The organism is Pseudomonas sp. GW821-FHT03C07 (assembly GCF_059420925.1).
The window spans coordinates 168806-185106 of the sequence record NZ_JBWKUQ010000009.1 but is presented as its reverse complement, the minus strand read 5'-3'; the positions used below and the strand labels follow the sequence as shown (position 1 = coordinate 185106).

The 16301-nt window shown below is 64.0% G+C and carries 13 protein-coding genes; 7 read left to right on the top strand and 6 right to left on the bottom strand.

The features are described 5' to 3' along the window. Positions 1–38: 38 nt before the first annotated feature. The 6 genes from AC07VG_RS18910 to AC07VG_RS18885 are packed head-to-tail and all read right to left on the bottom strand — an operon-like array spanning position 39 to position 7440. A complete protein-coding gene (locus AC07VG_RS18910) occupies positions 39–1049 on the bottom strand; it encodes a chemotaxis response regulator protein-glutamate methylesterase (protein ID WP_494999361.1) in 1011 nt (336 codons plus the stop codon). Beyond that, a complete protein-coding gene (locus AC07VG_RS18905) occupies positions 1046–3340 on the bottom strand; it encodes a hybrid sensor histidine kinase/response regulator (protein ID WP_494999360.1) in 2295 nt (764 codons plus the stop codon). The genes AC07VG_RS18910 and AC07VG_RS18905 overlap by 4 nt, the downstream gene beginning before the upstream one ends. Further along, positions 3337–4023 (bottom strand): chemotaxis protein CheW, encoded by a 687-nt coding sequence (locus AC07VG_RS18900; RefSeq protein ID WP_494999359.1) that lies wholly within the window; start codon positions 4021–4023, stop codon positions 3337–3339. The genes AC07VG_RS18905 and AC07VG_RS18900 overlap by 4 nt, the downstream gene beginning before the upstream one ends. Further along, on the bottom strand, positions 4020–5303 hold the full coding sequence (locus AC07VG_RS18895; RefSeq protein WP_495021679.1) for a CheR family methyltransferase: 1284 nt from the start codon (positions 5301–5303) through the stop codon (positions 4020–4022). The genes AC07VG_RS18900 and AC07VG_RS18895 overlap by 4 nt, the downstream gene beginning before the upstream one ends. Then, the gene (locus AC07VG_RS18890) at positions 5300–5818 is read right to left on the bottom strand and encodes a chemotaxis protein CheW (protein WP_495021678.1); all 519 of its coding nucleotides are present in this window, start codon (positions 5816–5818) and stop codon (positions 5300–5302) included. The genes AC07VG_RS18895 and AC07VG_RS18890 overlap by 4 nt, the downstream gene beginning before the upstream one ends. Next, the gene (locus AC07VG_RS18885) at positions 5818–7440 is read right to left on the bottom strand and encodes a methyl-accepting chemotaxis protein (RefSeq protein ID WP_495021677.1); all 1623 of its coding nucleotides are present in this window, start codon (positions 7438–7440) and stop codon (positions 5818–5820) included. The genes AC07VG_RS18890 and AC07VG_RS18885 overlap by 1 nt, the downstream gene beginning before the upstream one ends. 86 nt (positions 7441–7526) lie before the next feature. Between AC07VG_RS18885 and AC07VG_RS18880 the strand changes: the two genes are divergently transcribed. The 7 genes from AC07VG_RS18880 (at position 7527) to AC07VG_RS18850 (ending at position 16164) form a co-directional block, all read left to right on the top strand. Continuing rightward, complete coding sequence (locus tag AC07VG_RS18880) at positions 7527–9194, top strand: diguanylate cyclase domain-containing protein (RefSeq protein WP_495021676.1); 1668 nt, start codon at positions 7527–7529, stop codon at positions 9192–9194. Between the two features lie 95 nt (positions 9195–9289). Continuing rightward, a complete protein-coding gene (locus AC07VG_RS18875; protein WP_494999354.1) occupies positions 9290–10204 on the top strand; it encodes a LysR family transcriptional regulator in 915 nt (304 codons plus the stop codon). A gap of 106 nt (positions 10205–10310) precedes the next feature. Beyond that, complete coding sequence (locus AC07VG_RS18870) at positions 10311–11801, top strand: gamma-aminobutyraldehyde dehydrogenase (RefSeq protein WP_494999353.1); 1491 nt, start codon at positions 10311–10313, stop codon at positions 11799–11801. Positions 11802–11888: 87 nt separating this feature from the next. Then, positions 11889–13040: a putative ABC transporter substrate-binding protein YdcS gene (gene ydcS / locus AC07VG_RS18865; RefSeq protein WP_494999352.1), complete on the top strand. Its 1152-nt coding sequence runs from the start codon at positions 11889–11891 to the stop codon at positions 13038–13040. Positions 13041–13372: 332 nt separating this feature from the next. Next, entirely contained in the window at positions 13373–14398 is a 1026-nt protein-coding gene (locus AC07VG_RS18860; RefSeq protein WP_494999351.1) for an ABC transporter ATP-binding protein, read from the top strand. A gap of 1 nt (position 14399) precedes the next feature. Continuing rightward, positions 14400–15347, top strand: a complete 948-nt coding sequence (locus tag AC07VG_RS18855; protein ID WP_494999350.1) for an ABC transporter permease — start codon at positions 14400–14402, stop codon at positions 15345–15347. Beyond that, complete coding sequence (locus tag AC07VG_RS18850; RefSeq protein WP_494999349.1) at positions 15337–16164, top strand: ABC transporter permease; 828 nt, start codon at positions 15337–15339, stop codon at positions 16162–16164. The genes AC07VG_RS18855 and AC07VG_RS18850 overlap by 11 nt, the downstream gene beginning before the upstream one ends. Positions 16165–16301: the final 137 nt, after the last annotated feature.

Below are 16301 nucleotides of genomic sequence, written 5' to 3'. Positions count from 1 at the left end.
AAGTACTGCTTTCAAACCAGGATTGCTGACTATAGAACTCATGTCGGAAATATCTCCAGCAAACGTGGTGCGATCTTGTTCAGTGGGCGAATTTCAACGGCGGCATCGATAGCCGCCGCCGCCTTGGGCATGCCGTACACGGCGCTGCTCTGTTGGTCCTGGGCGATGGTCAGGTAGCCGCGCTCGCGCATCAGCTTCAACCCGTGGGCACCGTCGCGCCCCATGCCCGTCAACAACACGCCCACCGCATCGCTATTCCAGTAACTGGCGACACTCTCGAAAAACACATCGATGGAGGGCCGGTAGATTTCGTTCACGGGCTCGGCGGTGTAGGCCAAGGTCCCGTTTTTCAACAAGCGGATGTGGTGGTTCGTCCCGGCCAGCAACACGGTACCGCGCTGCGGCGCCTCGCCATCGCGGGCCAGGCGCACCGGCAAACCACAGGCGCTGCCCAACCACTCGGCCATGCCGGCGGCAAACACCTGGTCGACATGCTGGACCAGGACAATGGCGGCGGGGAAATTGGCAGGCAAACCTTTCAGCAAGGTTTCCAGGGCCGCCGGCCCCCCGGCCGAAGAGCCAATGACCACCAGTTTCTGCCGTGGACTGTGGTCCCGGGCCGGCGCGGTCACGCTGCACACCCGGCTGCCGCGCTGGCCGATCAGCCAGCCGATATTGAGGATCTTGCGCAACAACGGCGCCGCGGCTTCCTTCGGATTGCCGGCGCCGATGGCCGGGGTGTCGACCACGTCCAGGGCTCCGTGGCCCATGGCTTCGAAAACCCGGTGCACATTCTGCTGCCGGTCAACGGTGACGATCACAATGGCACACGGCGACTCGGCCATGATCCGCCGGGTAGCTTCGACGCCATCCATCACCGGCATGATCAGGTCCATCAGGATCAAGTCCGGGGTGTCCTCGGCGCATTGTTTCACCGCTTCGGCACCGTTGCCCGCGACCCAGATCACTTCGTGCGCCGGCTCCAACGCCAGGGCACGGCGCAACGCTTCTACCGCCATGGGCATATCGTTGACGATAGCAATCCTCATCCCTGAGCACCCCCAATCAGTTCCACCACCGCGTCGAGCAGGGCGTCGTCATGAAAACTGGCCTTGGCCAGATAATAGTCGGCCCCGGCGTCCAACCCACGGCGACGATCTTCTTCACGGTCCTTGTAGGACACCACCATGACCGGCAGCGACTGCAAGCGTGTGTCTTTACGCAAGAGGGTGACCAATTCAATCCCGTCCATTCGTGGCATGTCGATATCGGTGATCAACAGGTCAAAGTCTTCGCCGCGCAGGGCGTTCCAGCCGTCCATGCCATCCACCGCGACCGCCACCTCGTAACCCCGGTTGAGCAGCAGTTTGCGTTGCAGTTCGCGCACGGTCAGGGAGTCGTCGACCACCAGCACGCGCTTGCGCACAGCCTCGCTGACCTGGCGCTTGCGCCGGTCGATACGTTCCAGGCGACCGGTATTGAGCAGTTTTTCCACCGACCGCAGCATGTCCTCGACGTCGACGATCAACACCGCCGAACCGTCGTCGAGCAAGGCCCCGGCGGAAATATCCTGGACCTTGCCCAGCCGTGGGTCCAGCGGCAATACCACCAGGGTGCGCTCGCCGATAAACCGTTCCACCTCAACCCCGTAGACCGCCTCGCGCTCGCGGATCACCACGACCTTGAGGCTACCATCCTGGTGTCCGCTGGCCGGACGCTGCAGCAACTGGCTGGCCGCCACCAGCCCGACATGCCGACCTTCATGCCAGAAGTGCTGACGCCCCTCGAGCTGAACGATGTCCTCGGGGGCCAGATCACACATACGCTCGATATGGGCCAGAGGAAAGGCATAGGCCTCGCCGCCAACTTCCACCACCAGGCTGCGCACCACCGACAAGGTCAGCGGCACTTCGAGGTGGAAGCGGCTGCCCTGCCCCGCTGCCTGCTCCAGCACCACCGCGCCGTGCAACTGGCGGACCATATGCTGCACCGCATCAAGACCGACCCCGCGCCCGGAGACTTCGGTGACTGTGTCCCGCAGGCTGAAACCCGGCAGGAAGAGAAAGCTCAGCAGTTCCTCTTCGCTCAGTTGCGCGGCGGTTTCGGCCGGTGACAACTGGCGCTCGATAATGTTGCGCCGAACCCGTTCCAGGTCGACGCCAGTGCCGTCGTCGCTCAATTGCAACACCAACAGCCCGGCCTGGTGCGAGGCGCGCAGGCGAATCAGGCCTTCCGCGGGTTTACCGGCCAGTACCCGCAGCTCCGGGCTCTCGATGCCATGGTCGACCGCATTGCGCAGCAGGTGGGTCAGCGGCGCTTCGAGCTTTTCCAGCACGTCGCGGTCGACCTGGGTTTTCTCCCCTTCGATTTCCAGACGAACCTGCTTACCCAGGCTACGGCCCAGGTCGCGAACCATTCGCACCTGACCATTGAGGACATCGGCAAAGGGTCGCATGCGACAGGCCAGGGCCGTGTCATAGAGCACCTGGGCACGCTGGCTGGCCTGCCAACCGAACTCGTCCAGCTCCAGCGTTTGCGCCGCCAGCATCTGCTGGGACTCGGCCAACAGGCGCCGGGCATCGACCAGGGCCTCCTCGGCCTCAAGGCTCAGGCCGATGTTTTTCAATTGCTCGCTAAGCTGGTCCAGGGCGCGCAGGCCTTTGTTCTGTATCCGCCGCGCCCGCTGCATGCTCGCCAGGTAAGGTTTGATACGCTGGGTTTCCACCAGGGACTTGCTCGACAGATCGAGCAAGCTGTTCAAGCGTTCAGCGGTGACCCGCAACACCCGTTCGCCACCTTCGGCGACCCGGCGGCCGGGGCTCGTCGGTTCAGGTGAGGCCGTTTCAACAAGCACGCTTTCAACGTCAAGGGACGCGGCTGGCGGCACGAATTCAGGTTCCGGCAACACGGCCACACCCGCCCGCTCAGGCACCGTCCGGGCAACGGCGGCTGCAGGATCGAGCAACGCCTGCAACCGCAGGACATAGGCCTCGATCTCCACCGGTCCGACATTGGCGCTCGGCGTGGCGATGCGCATCAACAGGTCGGTGCCGTGCAGCAAGGCGTCGATATGTTCCGCTTGCAGGTATAAGCGACCTTCCTGGGCGCTGACCAGGCAATCCTCCATCACATGGGCCACGCTGACCCCGGCATCGACGCCGACGATCCGCGCCGCGCCCTTGAGCGAATGGGCGGCGCGCATGCAGGCTTCGAGCTGGTCGGCCTGGGTCGGGTTGCGCTCCAGGGCCAACAAGCCGGCGCTGAGTACCTGAGTCTGGGCCTCGGCCTCCAGGCTGAACAGTTCCAGCAGCGACGAGTCGCGCATTTGATCAGGGGTCATGTGAGGCTCCGGGTCACGGCCAACAACAATTGCTCTTCATCCAGCCAACGCAGACTGCGCCCCTTGAACGGCAATACGCCACGGGTGAACCGCGCACTGGCCTGGGGGCCCGCGGCGCTGGCGTTGTCGAGCAGACGCTGGTCGATGGCATGGATACCGTCCACCTCGTCCACCGGCAGCACCACCGGACCGCCCTGGGCACTGACGATCAGCATGCGCGGCATGACCCGCCCGGTCGGTGCGACCGTGAGCGAGGCATCCAGCCCCAACAACTCCACCAACGACAGACAAGCCACCAGCGCCCCGCGCACATTGGCCACACCGAGCAAGGCCCGCGAGCGCTGGTGCGGCAGGGAATGAATCGGTCGCAACGGCGCGACTTCCACCAGGCAGCGGGTGACCAGGCCCAGCCATTCCTCGCCGAGCCGGAACATCAGCAGCGAACGGGTGATGACATCGCTGTCGACCGCCACTGTCGCGGCCTGCTCGGGACGCTCCTGTTGCAACGAGTAACGGTCCAGCAGGCGCGTGGCGGCGGCGGAGTACACCGCGCAGTTGCGGCAGTGGATATGCTCGCCCAGCAGCGGGCAGGACTTGTCGCCGTGGATACCGATGCGGTTCCAGCAATCGTCGATTTTCTCGGCGTCGTGGTGGGTCAGGTTCAAGGCTGTCAAACCGCTCATCGTTTACGCTCACTGTCAGCGGTGCGCTCGCTACGGGCGGCGCGTTCCTGCAATCGTCGGGCGCCTGCCACGTCGCCCTGGGAGGCCAGCAAGGCCGCCAGGTGGACAAGAGCCTCGGGATGCTGCGGTTCCAGGTATAAAGCCTTGCGATAAAAACCCTGGGCCTCCAGCGCACTGCCGGCCACGTCGCTCAGCAGGCCCAGCCAGTAGAACACCTGGGCCAACGGCGGGTGTTGACGCAGATAGGTTTCGCAGGCCTGGCGGGCTTGAGCGCCCTTGCCTTCGTTGGCCAGGGTGGCGATCCGCGCCAGCAAGCCAGCCGCGTCGTCCGACGTCTTGGCCGTCACCACCGGCGCTGGCACCGGCGGCGCGAAAGCCGCGCCGCTGCTGAACGGTCGACGCGGCGGCACCGGCGCGCTGACCGGCTGCAACACCCGCACCGGCAAGGATGGCGGTACGAGCACTGGTAAGGGTTCGAGCTCGGCTTGCGTCTGGCGGCGGAAGGCAAAGGACTGCGCCGCGCCAATGGAGCGCATGCCCATCCGCCCCAGCAGGTTGCCCTCGGCCGGGCCAATAAACAGTACCCCGTCGACATGGGTGAGGCGCTTGAGGATGTCGAAGACCTGGCGTTGCGTCGCCAGGTCGAAATAGATCAGCAGGTTGCGGCAGAACACGAAGTCATAGACCTCGCCGACCCGCAACTCGGGATCGAGCAGGTTGCCGCTCTGCAAACGCACCTGTTCGCGAACCCGCTCGCTGAGCCGGTAAGCGTCCGCCACCTGGGTGAAATGCCGCTCGCGAAACTCGAGGCCCTGGCCACGAAAGGAGTTCTTGCCGTACACCGCGCACTTGGCCCGCTCCAGCGACAGCGGGCTGACGTCGATGCCGTCGACCTTGAACTGGTGCGGCGCCAAGCCCGTATCGAGCAAGGCCATGGCGATCGAATAGGGCTCTTCGCCGGTGGAACAGGGCAGGCTGAGGATCTTCAGGGTGCGCAGGCCCTTGAGCTGCGCCAACCGCTCAGTGGCGAGGCGCGTCAGGGTGGAAAAGGATTCCGGGTAGCGGAAGAACCAGGTTTCCGGAACGATCACCGCCTCGATCAACGCTTGCTGTTCGTCGTCGCGGGTCTGCAAGCGGGTCCAGTAGTGATCCGCCGAGGGCATCTGCAACTGCATGCAGCGTTGCCGCACGGCACGCTCGATAATCGCCGGGCCGACCGAGGCCACGTCGAGGCCGATGCGCTGCTTGAGAAAGTCGAAAAACCGCTGGTCGTCACTCATGCAGGCGCCTCATCCGCAGCCGGAAACAGCAGCGCGCGCACCTCGGCGCTGAGCAGGTCGTTGACCCGGATACGTTGCAGCAGGCCTTGGGCATCTTCACGCACCGGTCCCAGGTAGGGCGCCGCGCGGTTGTCCAGGCCATAGGGCTGGAAGTCCGCCGGGTTGCAGCGCAGGGTATCGGTGGCCTGTTCGAGAATCAGCCCGAGCAAGCGCCCGGGCACCTCGCCGGCGGGACGATAATGTACCAACACCAGCCGCGTGCTGGTGCGCGCCGCCGCTGGCTCACCGAAGGTCATGGCGCTGACGTCGATCACCGGCACCATCGTCCCCCGATGAGCCAACACCCCCGCCACCCAGGCGGGTGCCTGGGCAATCGGCTTGAGTTGCAGGCACGGCAGTACCTCGGCCACCTCGACGGCCTCCAGGGCATAACGTTCACCCTGGATCCGAAAGACCAGGAACAGGCTGTTCCTGGGCTGCGCGCTGGCGACGCGTTTAGCCACCCACTCGCTCATCAGACTTTGAAACGCGAGACGCCGCTGCGCAGGCCCACCGCGACCTGGCTCAGCTCGTCGATGGCGAAACTGGCCTGGCGCAGGGACTCGACGGTCTGGCTGCTCGCGTCGCCCAGTTGCACCAGGGCGTGGTTGATCTGTTCAGCCCCGGTGGCCTGGGCCTGCATGCCTTCGTTGACCATCAGCACCCGTGGGGCCAGGGCCTGGACCTGATGGATGATCTGCGACAGCTGCTCACCGACCTGCTGCACTTCGGACATGCCGCGGCGCACTTCCTCGGAGAACTTGTCCATGCCCATGACCCCGGCGGACACCGCCGACTGGATCTCACGCACCATCTGCTCGATGTCGTAGGTGGCGACGGCGGTCTGATCCGCCAGGCGCCGCACTTCGGTGGCGACCACGGCAAAACCGCGACCGTACTCGCCGGCCTTTTCCGCTTCGATGGCGGCATTGAGGGACAACAGGTTGGTCTGGTCGGCGACCTTGACGATGGTCACCACCACCTGGTTGATATTGCCGGCCTTCTCGTTGAGGATCGCCAGTTTGGAGTTGACCAGGTCGGCGGCGCCCATCACCGAATGCATGGTTTCTTCCATGCGGGCCAGCCCTTGCTGGCCGGAGCCGGCCAGCACCGAGGCCTGGTCGGCGGCGGTGGACACCTCGGTCATGGTTCGCACCAGGTCCCGCGAGGTGGCGGCGATTTCCCGCGAGGTCGCGCCGATCTCGGTGGTGGTCGCGGCGGTTTCGGTGGCCGTGGCCTGCTGCTGCTTGGAGGTCGCGGCGATTTCCGTGACCGAGGTGGTGACCTGTACCGAGGAGCGCTGGGCCTGGGAGACCAGGGCCGTCAACTCGGTCATCATGTCGTTGAAGCCGGTTTCCACCGCGCCGAACTCGTCCTTGCGCTCCAGGTTCAGGCGGCTGCTCAAGTCACCGGTGCGCATGATTTCGAGTATGTCGACAATCCGCTGCATCGGCGCCATGATCGCCCGCATCAGCAGCAGGCCGCAGAGGCCGGCGGCGACCACCGCGATCAGCAACGAAATCCCCATGCTGATTTTCGCCGCGGATACCGCCGCGGAAATCGAGTTGGTGTCCTGGTCGGCCGCCCCCTTGTTCTCGTTGATAATCGCGTTGAGGTGCTGGCGACCGGCGGCCCAGGCGGGCGCCAGTTGCTCGTTGAACAGACGGACGGCCTGGTCGTTCTGTTTGTGCTGATAGAGATCCAGCACGTTGACCAGCAGCTTGTTGTAGGCCTCGTGATCCCGCTTGAAAAGATCGAAGGCGGCCGCGTCCTCAGGCCTGAAGACCGTTGTCTGGTAATTGCTTATCTGCTCCGCCAGAAGGTTTTCGAACGCCTTGAACTGCGCCTGGTCGGCGGCACTGATAGCACCGTCCGCGTTGAACCCCAGCAATTGTTGGGTCAGCACGTAACTGTCGACCCAGGCGCCGCGGATCATGGTGCTGTAGTAAACCCCGGGAAGGGTGTCGGTGCGCACACTCTCCTCGCTGGACTCGATCGACAGCAGTCGGGAATACGAAGCGACGACCATCAGCAACATGATCGCGATGATGACGGCAAAGCTTGCCAGTATTCGTTGGCGCAACGTCCAGTTCTTCACTCGCAGTCCTCTAGAGCCGTTCAAATGAAGGGCAGTATAGCCGAGCGTGTGTCATCCTTGATCCATCCATTCCAGGAACCCAGGCCATGCCCGCCCTGCCCAGCTTGCGCAGCCGTTTTGCGTTGATGATCGCCGTGTTGGTCAGCCTGCTGAGCTGGTTGTTGGGTTCGTTCATCAGCCACGACTCCAATTCGCGAATGATCAACGAAATCGGCCAGGATCTCGCCGAAAATGCCTACCAGATGGCCGATCGGCTGGACCGCGACATGGCCAGCCGGATTCACCTGCTGAGCGTCATCAGCCGGCTGCAGGTGATGCAACAAGCCTCGGATACCCCGCAGATCCGTCACCTGCTCAACCATTTGCAGGAAGAGTTCCCGAGCTTCGCCTGGGTCGGTTTCGTCGCCCCCGACGGCGTGGTCAAGGCCGCGACCCAGGGTGTTCTCGAACAGGTCGATATCGGCGCGCGGCCAGTGTTCACCCAGGGCCGGGAACACTTGTTCGTCGGTGATGTGCATGACGCCAAGCTGCTGTCCAGACTGCTACCCAACCCCAATGGCGAGGCGATGAAGTTCGTCGATATCAGCCTGCCGGTGTTCAGCGACGAACTTGGCAACATACCATCACCAAATAAAGTCGGGGTACTCGCGACGCACCTGTCCTGGGCTTGGGCCGAGGAGCTGCGCCAATCCTTGTTCGAACCCCTGAAAGACCGGCGCAAGGTGGAGTTTTTCGTCCTCGCGGCCAACCATCAGGTCATTCTCGGTCCCCGCGAGTCGATCGGCCAGTCATTGCCCCTGCCCTTGCTCGACCACCTCGACCCCCAGCAGGCCCGCTGGGGCGTCCAGCGCTGGCCGGACGGCAACGACTACCTGACGGGAATTGCCATGAGCCGCGGTTATGGCAGTTATGCCGGGCTGGGCTGGGCCGTAGTGTCGCGCCAGACCCTCGATGAAGCCTACGCCCCGGCCAAGGAGTTGCAGCGCGATATCCTGGCCTGGGGCATCGCCCTGGCGGTGGTCATCGCCTTTATCGGCTGGCTGCTGGCCACCTGGTTTACCCGGCCGCTGCATGACATCGCCAGGGCCGCCGACCGTTTGAGCCTGGGTGAATCCATGGAGATTCCCGAGGTCAAGGGTACCCGGGAAATCGCCCAGTTGAGCCAGTCGATCCGCCATCTGGTGGACAGCCTGAGCAATCACCAGACCGCCCTGGGGATGATGGAAAGCCTGGCCCACCATGATGCCCTGACCGGCCTGCCGAACCGTGCCGCCCTGGAAAAATACCTGCCGCGCGCCCAACAGCGCAGCCAGGCGCAGAACCACTACCTGGCCTTGCTCTACCTGGACCTGGACGGTTTCAAGCCGATCAACGACCAGTTCGGCCATGCCGGCGGCGATGAACTGCTCAGGGAAGTAGCGAGCCGCTTGCGCCTCTGCCTGCGTGAAGGCGACCTGGTGGCGCGCCTGGGCGGCGACGAATTCCTGATGGTCCTGCAGGTGCCCCGCCACGATGCCATCGACCAGGCGCGCAGCATTGCCGAACGGGTCCTGGCCAGCCTGGGGCAATCGTTCCAGGTGCACGATGTGCCCGCCTGGATCGGTTGCAGCATCGGCGGCGCACTGTGGCCCCTGGATGCCGCGGACCTGAGTGACGTGCTCGGCCTGGCGGACCAGGCCTTGTACCGCGCCAAGCATGCGGGCAAGGGCCAGGCGCATTTTCATGGGATGGCCAAGGAAGGCGGTTTGTGCTGACGCCCGCCACCGGCAAGGCCATCGATTAAAAAGATATACACTGGCTCGCATCCATAAAAACAACCTGCCGGTTAACCGGCATCGGTGCCCGCCCCATGATGACCCTGCGTCAGATCCGTCATTTTATCGCCGTGGCGGAGACCGGCTCGATCTCCGCCGCCGCCCAGGCGGTGTTTATTTCCCAGTCGACCCTGACCCTGGCGATCCAGCAACTGGAGCAGGAGATCGGCGTCAGCCTGTTCAACCGCCATGCCAAGGGCATGACCCTGACCCACCAGGGCCATCAGTTTCTGCGCCAGGCCCACCTGATCCTGGCCACCGTCGACAATGCCAAGCGCAGCCTGCAACAGAGCACCGACCAGGTCGCCGGGCAACTGACCATCGGCGTGACCAGCCTGGTGGCCGGTTACTACCTCGCCGACCTGCTGACTCGTTTCCAACGCGCCTATCCCAACGTGGAAATCCGCGTGATGGAAGACGAGCGACCTTATATCGAACACTTGCTGGTCAGCGGCGAGATCGATGTCGGGGTGCTGATCCTCTCCAACCTCGAAGACCGTCACGCCCTGCAGACCGAAGTCCTGACCCATTCGCCGCATCGCCTGTGGCTGCCGGCCCAGCACCCGCTGCTGGAACACGACAGCATCAACCTGGCCGATGTCGCCCGCGAGCCGCTGATCCAGCTCAATGTCGATGAAATGGACCGCAATGCCCAGCGCATGTGGCGCGGCGCCGGCCTGCAACCGCGGATCACCCTGCGTACCGCGTCGACCGAGGCAGTGCGGAGTTTGGTGGCCGCCGGGCTGGGGGTATCGATCCAGCCGGACATGACCTACCGACCCTGGTCACTGGAGGGCGACATCATCGAAGCCCGGCCACTGGCCGACCTGAGCCAGACCCTCGACGTCGGCCTGGCTTGGCGCCGAGGCACCGCCCGGCCGCCGTTGGTGGACCCGTTCCTGACCGTGGCCCGTGAGCCACCTCACGGCGGGCGCAAGCCATCTATTTAATCGAACGCTGCATTCAGTATTTAGTATTTGTCGACCTCCCGTCCGCCCACTAGTCTCTTGCCATCCATCTAGAGAAAGGCCGGACTCCAGCGATAGGGGAAGCTCCATGGCCACACAAGAAAAGAGAACTCGCAAAATGGCTGGCGCGCACCCGACCCCACTGTTCACCGCTTTACTGATCGACGGTGAACTCGTTGCCGGCCAGGGTTTTGTCGAGCCAATCCTCAACCCGGCCACCGGCGAGGTGCTCACCCATATCGCCGAAGCCAGCAGCGAACAGGTCGAAAGCGCCATCCTCGCCGCCCACCGGGCCTTTCCCGGCTGGTCGCGGACGACCCCGCAGCAACGCGCCACTCTCCTCCTGGCCATCGCCGACGCGGTAGAAAAAAACGCCGACCTGCTCGCCCGCCTGGAATCGCTGAACTGCGGCAAGCCCCTGCACCTGGCCCGCCAGGACGACCTGAGCGCCACCGTCGACGTCTTCCGCTTCTTCGCCGGCGCCGTGCGTTGCCAGACCGGCCAGTTGTCCGGCGAGTACCTGCCGGGCTACACCAGCATGGTCCGCCGCGACCCGATTGGCGTGGTGGCCTCCATCGCGCCGTGGAACTACCCGATCATGATGGCCGCCTGGAAGATCGCCCCGGCCCTGGCCGCCGGCAACACCCTGGTGTTCAAGCCATCGGAACACACGCCGCTGTCGATCCTGGCCCTGGCGCCGGTCCTCGCCGAGCTGCTGCCGCCGGGGGTGATCAATATTGTCTGCGGCGGTGGCGAGGGGGTCGGCAGCCATCTGGTCAGCCACCCGAAGGTGCGCATGGTGTCGCTGACCGGCGATATCGTCACCGGCCAGAAAATCCTCCAGGCCGCCGCCAAGAGCGTCAAGCGCACCCATCTGGAACTGGGCGGCAAGGCACCGGTGATCGTCTGCAACGACGCCGACCTGCAAGCCGTGGTCGAAGGTGTGCGCAGCTACGGCTACTACAACGCCGGGCAGGACTGCACCGCCGCCTGCCGGATCTACGCCCAGGCCGGGATTCACGACAAATTGGTCGCCGAACTCGGCGCGGCGGTCAGCAGCCTGCGGTTTGCCGGCAAACGCGACGCCGACAATGAAATCGGCCCGCTGATCAGTACCCGCCAGCGCGACCGCGTCGCCAGCTTCGTCGAACGCGCCCTGGGACAACCGCATATCGAACGGGTCACCGGTGCCGCCGTGCATTCCGGGCCCGGCTTCTATTACCAGCCGACCCTGCTTGCCGGTTGCAGGCAGAGCGACGAAATCGTCCAGCGCGAAGTGTTCGGCCCGGTGGTCACCGTGACCCGCTTCGACGAATTGAGCCAGGCGGTGGATTGGGCCAACGACTCGGAATACGGCCTGGCCTCGTCGGTCTGGACCCAGAACCTGGACAAGGCCATGCAGGTGGCTTCGCGCCTGCAATATGGCTGCACCTGGATCAACAGCCATTTCATGCTGGTCAGCGAAATGCCCCACGGCGGCCTGAAGCGCTCCGGTTACGGCAAGGACCTGTCCAGTGATTCGCTCCAGGACTACAGCGTGGTGCGCCACATCATGGCGCGCCACGGCCAGCATCTGTAACACGCTCTACGCTAATAACCAGCCCGCAAACGGCACGCTGCATCACGTTCAACTGCCCCGACCATAATTAAAGAAGAGGGAATCCCCATGTTCGTGCACAAGACCGCATTGCTCAGTGCAATGACCACCGCGCTGCTGGCCAGCGTCTCGATCCAGGCCGCCGAGCCGCTGAAAGCCGTCGGTGCGGGCGAAGGCCAACTGGATATCGTCGCCTGGCCCGGCTACATCGAGCGCGGCGAAAGCGACAAGGCCTACGACTGGGTGACGGGTTTCGAGAAGGAAACCGGTTGCAAGGTCAGCGTGAAAACCGCGGCCACCTCCGACGAAATGGTCAGTCTGATGGCCAAGGGCGGTTATGACCTGGTCACCGCCTCCGGCGATGCGTCCCTGCGGCTGATCGTCGGCAAGCGTGTGCAACCGATCAACACCGCGTTGATCCCGAACTGGAAGAACCTCGACCCGCGGCTCAAGGATGCGCCGTGGTACGTGGTCAACAAGCAGACCTACGGCACCCCTTATCAGTGGGGCCCGAACGTGCTGATGTACAACACCAACGTGTTCAAGCAGGCACCGACCAGTTGGGGCGTGCTCTTCGATACGCAGAACCTGCCGGACGGCAAGTCGAACAAGGGCCGCGTGCAGGCCTATGACGGCCCGATCTATATCGCCGACGCGGCGCTGTACCTGAAATCGGCCAAACCGGAATTGGGCATCCAGAACCCTTACGAACTGACCGAAACCCAGTACAAGGCCGTGCTCGACCTGCTGCGGGCGCAGCAGCCGTTGATCCATCGCTACTGGCATGACGCCACAGTACAGATGAGCGACTTCAAGAACGAAGGCGTTGCCGCGTCCAGCTCCTGGGGCTATATGGTCAATGGCCTGCAGGCGGACAAGCAGCCGGTGGCCTCGACCATTCCGAAGGAAGGCGTCACCGGCTGGGCCGACACCACCATGCTGCACGCCGATGCCAAGCACCCGAATTGCGCCTACAAATGGATGGACTGGTCGTTGCAGCCGAAGGTCCAGGGTGATGTCGCGGCCTGGTTCGGCTCGTTGCCGGCGGTACCGGCGGCGTGCAAGGAAAGCGAGCTGCTCGGGGCCGAAGGTTGCAAGACCAATGGCTTCGACCACTTCGACAAGATCGCCTTCTGGACCACTCCGCAGGCGGCAGGTGGCAAGTTCGTGCCGTACAGCCGCTGGACCCAGGATTACATCGCGATCATGGGCGGCAGGTAACAGCCCGGATTGAGGGGCAATGACGAACCTGTGGGAGCGGTGCTTGCCCGCGAAGCTTTTAGCGGCCTCGCAGGCCTCTTCGCGGGCTAGCTCCGCTCCCACAAGAGATCTGTGTCGAACACCCAACTTGCGTACGACATAGACCCTGTAGGAGCTGGCTTGCCGGCGATAAGGCCCTTGAGCCTTGCATCGCCTATCCGCACGCCATAGCCGGCAAGCCAGCGCCTGCAAGGGTTCGCGGTGTTAGTCAGATCAGCATCCACCGCTTCAGCTTTTTCAGAAGTCCAGGCCGGGCCGCTGCCACAACCCATGCCTTCTCGGAGCACCGTATCATGACGCTTGCAGTCCAGTTCACCCACGTTTCCCGTCAGTTCGGCGAAGTGAAAGCCGTTGACCGGGTTTCCATTGATATCCAGGACGGCGAGTTCTTTTCCATGCTCGGCCCTTCCGGCTCGGGCAAGACCACCTGCCTGCGCCTGATCGCCGGTTTCGAACAACCCAGCGCCGGCTCGATCCGCATCCATGGCGAAGAAGCCGCCGGCCTTCCACCCTATCAGCGCGACGTGAACACAGTGTTCCAGGACTACGCGCTGTTCCCCCATATGAACGTACGCGACAACGTCGCCTACGGCCTGAAAGTCAAAGGTGTCGGCAAGACCGAACGCCTGAACCGCGCCGAAGAAGCCCTGGGCATGGTCGCCCTGGCCGGCTACGGCGAACGCAAGCCGGTGCAGCTCTCCGGTGGCCAGCGCCAGCGTGTGGCCCTGGCCCGCGCCCTGGTCAACCGGCCCCGCGTGCTGCTGCTCGACGAACCCCTCGGCGCGCTCGACCTGAAGCTGCGCGAGCAGATGCAAGGCGAGCTGAAAAAGCTCCAGCGGCAACTGGGCATCACCTTCATCTTCGTCACCCACGACCAGACCGAAGCCCTGTCCATGTCCGACCGCGTGGCCGTGTTCAACAAAGGCCGCATCGAACAGGTCGACAGCCCACGCAACCTCTACATGAAACCGGCCACCGTGTTTGTCGCCGAATTCGTCGGCACCTCCAACGTGATTCGCGGCGAACTGGCGAAACAGCTCTGTGGCAGCGACCTGCCGCTGTCGATCCGCCCGGAACACGTGCGCTTCGCCGACGGGGCGGTGCAAGGCCATGAGGTCGAGATCAGCGGCCTGCTCCACGATATCCAGTACCAGGGCAGCGCCACCCGCTACGAACTGAAACTGGACAACGGCCAGACCCTGAACATCAGCCAGCCCAACAGCCAATGGCAGGACACCCATAGTGGGCATCAGGCCGGCCAGCGCATCACCGCGCGCTGGGCGCGGGAAGCCATGACCGTGCTGGCGAGCGAGGCCTGAGATGAACACCCTGGCCCTCCCCCAAGCGACTGCCGCCGACTCGCCGATGCGGCGCTTCGCCAACCTCTTGTACCGCCGCCCCAACGTCTACCTGGCACTGCTGCTGGTACCGCCGCTGATCTGGTTCGGCGCGATCTACCTCGGCTCGCTGCTGACCTTGCTCTGGCAGGGTTTCTACACCTTCGACGACTTCACCATGGCGGTCACCCCGGACCTGACCCTGGCCAACTTCGCCGCCCTGTTCGCACCGTCGAACTTCGACATCATCCTGCGCACCCTGGGCATGGCGCTGGTGGTGTCCATCGTCGCCGGCTGCATCGCCTTCCCCATCGCCTACTACATGGCGCGCTACACCACGGGCAAGACCAAGGCGTTCTTCTACATCGCGGTGATGATGCCGATGTGGGCCAGCTATATCGTCAAGGCCTACGCCTGGACCCTGCTGCTGGCCAAGGGCGGTGTCGCCCAATGGTTCGTCCAGCACCTCGGGCTGGAGCCACTGTTGCAGTTCGTGCTGGGGATTCCCGGGGTCGGCGGCAGTACCCTGTCGACCTCGCACCTGGGACGCTGCCTGGTGTTCGTCTATATCTGGTTGCCGTTCATGATCCTGCCGATCCAGGCTTCCCTGGAACGCCTGCCGCCGTCGCTGCTGCAAGCCTCTGCGGACCTCGGCGCCAGGCCGCGCCAGACCTTTATGCAGGTGGTCCTGCCGCTATCGATTCCGGGCATCGCGGCAGGGTCGATCTTCACCTTCTCGCTGACCCTGGGCGACTTTATCGTGCCGCAACTGATCGGCCCGCCCGGCTATTTCGTCGGCAGCATGGTCTACGCCCAGCAGGGCGCCATCGGCAACATGCCGATGGCGGCGGCCTTCACCCTGGTGCCGATCGTGCTGATCGCCGTGTACCTGTCCATCGTCAAACGCCTGGGGGCCTTCGATGCGCTCTAATACACCACAACACGGCGACAAGGCCTCGCTGGGCCTGCGTCTGGCCGCCTGGGGCGGGCTGCTGTTCCTGCACTTCCCGATCCTGATCATCTTCCTCTACGCCTTCAACACCGAAGACGCGGCGTTCAGCTTCCCACCCCAGGGCTTCACCCTGAGGTGGTTCAGCGTGGCCTTCGCCCGGCCCGACGTACTGGAAGCCATCAAGCTGTCCTTGCAGATCGCCGCGATTGCCACGCTGATCGCCATGCTGCTCGGCACCCTGGCCTCGGCCGCCCTGTATCGCCGGGATTTCTTCGGCAAGCAGGGCATCTCGCTGATGCTGATCCTGCCGATCGCCCTGCCGGGGATCATCACCGGGATCGCCTTGCTGGCGACCTTCAAGACGTTGGGGATCGAGCCGGGAATGTTCACCATCATCGTCGGCCATGCGACTTTCTGTGTGGTGATCGTCTACAACAACGTTATCGCCCGCTTGCGCCGTACCTCCCACAGCCTGATCGAAGCCTCGATGGACCTGGGGGCCGACGGCTGGCAGACCTTCCGCTACATCGTCCTGCCGAACCTCGGCTCGGCGTTGCTGGCCGGCGGCATGCTGGCGTTTGCCCTGTCGTTCGACGAGATCATCGTCACCACCTTTACCGCCGGGCATGAACGCACCTTGCCGATCTGGCTGCTCAACCAGCTCAGCCGGCCACGGGACGTGCCCGTGACCAACGTGGTCGCCATGCTGGTGATGATGGTCACGATGCTGCCGATTCTCGGCGCCTACTACCTGACCCGCGGCGGCGAAAGCGTGGCTGGCAGTGGTGGCAAATAACCCCGGACAAGCGCACACATTTCCTTGTAGGAGCCAGCTTGCTGGCGATAGGCGTCAACGAAAACGCGGAGAACCTGAAAAACCGCGGTGCCACTGCCTCCATCGCCAGCAAGCTGGCTCCTACAAAAAAGCACTGA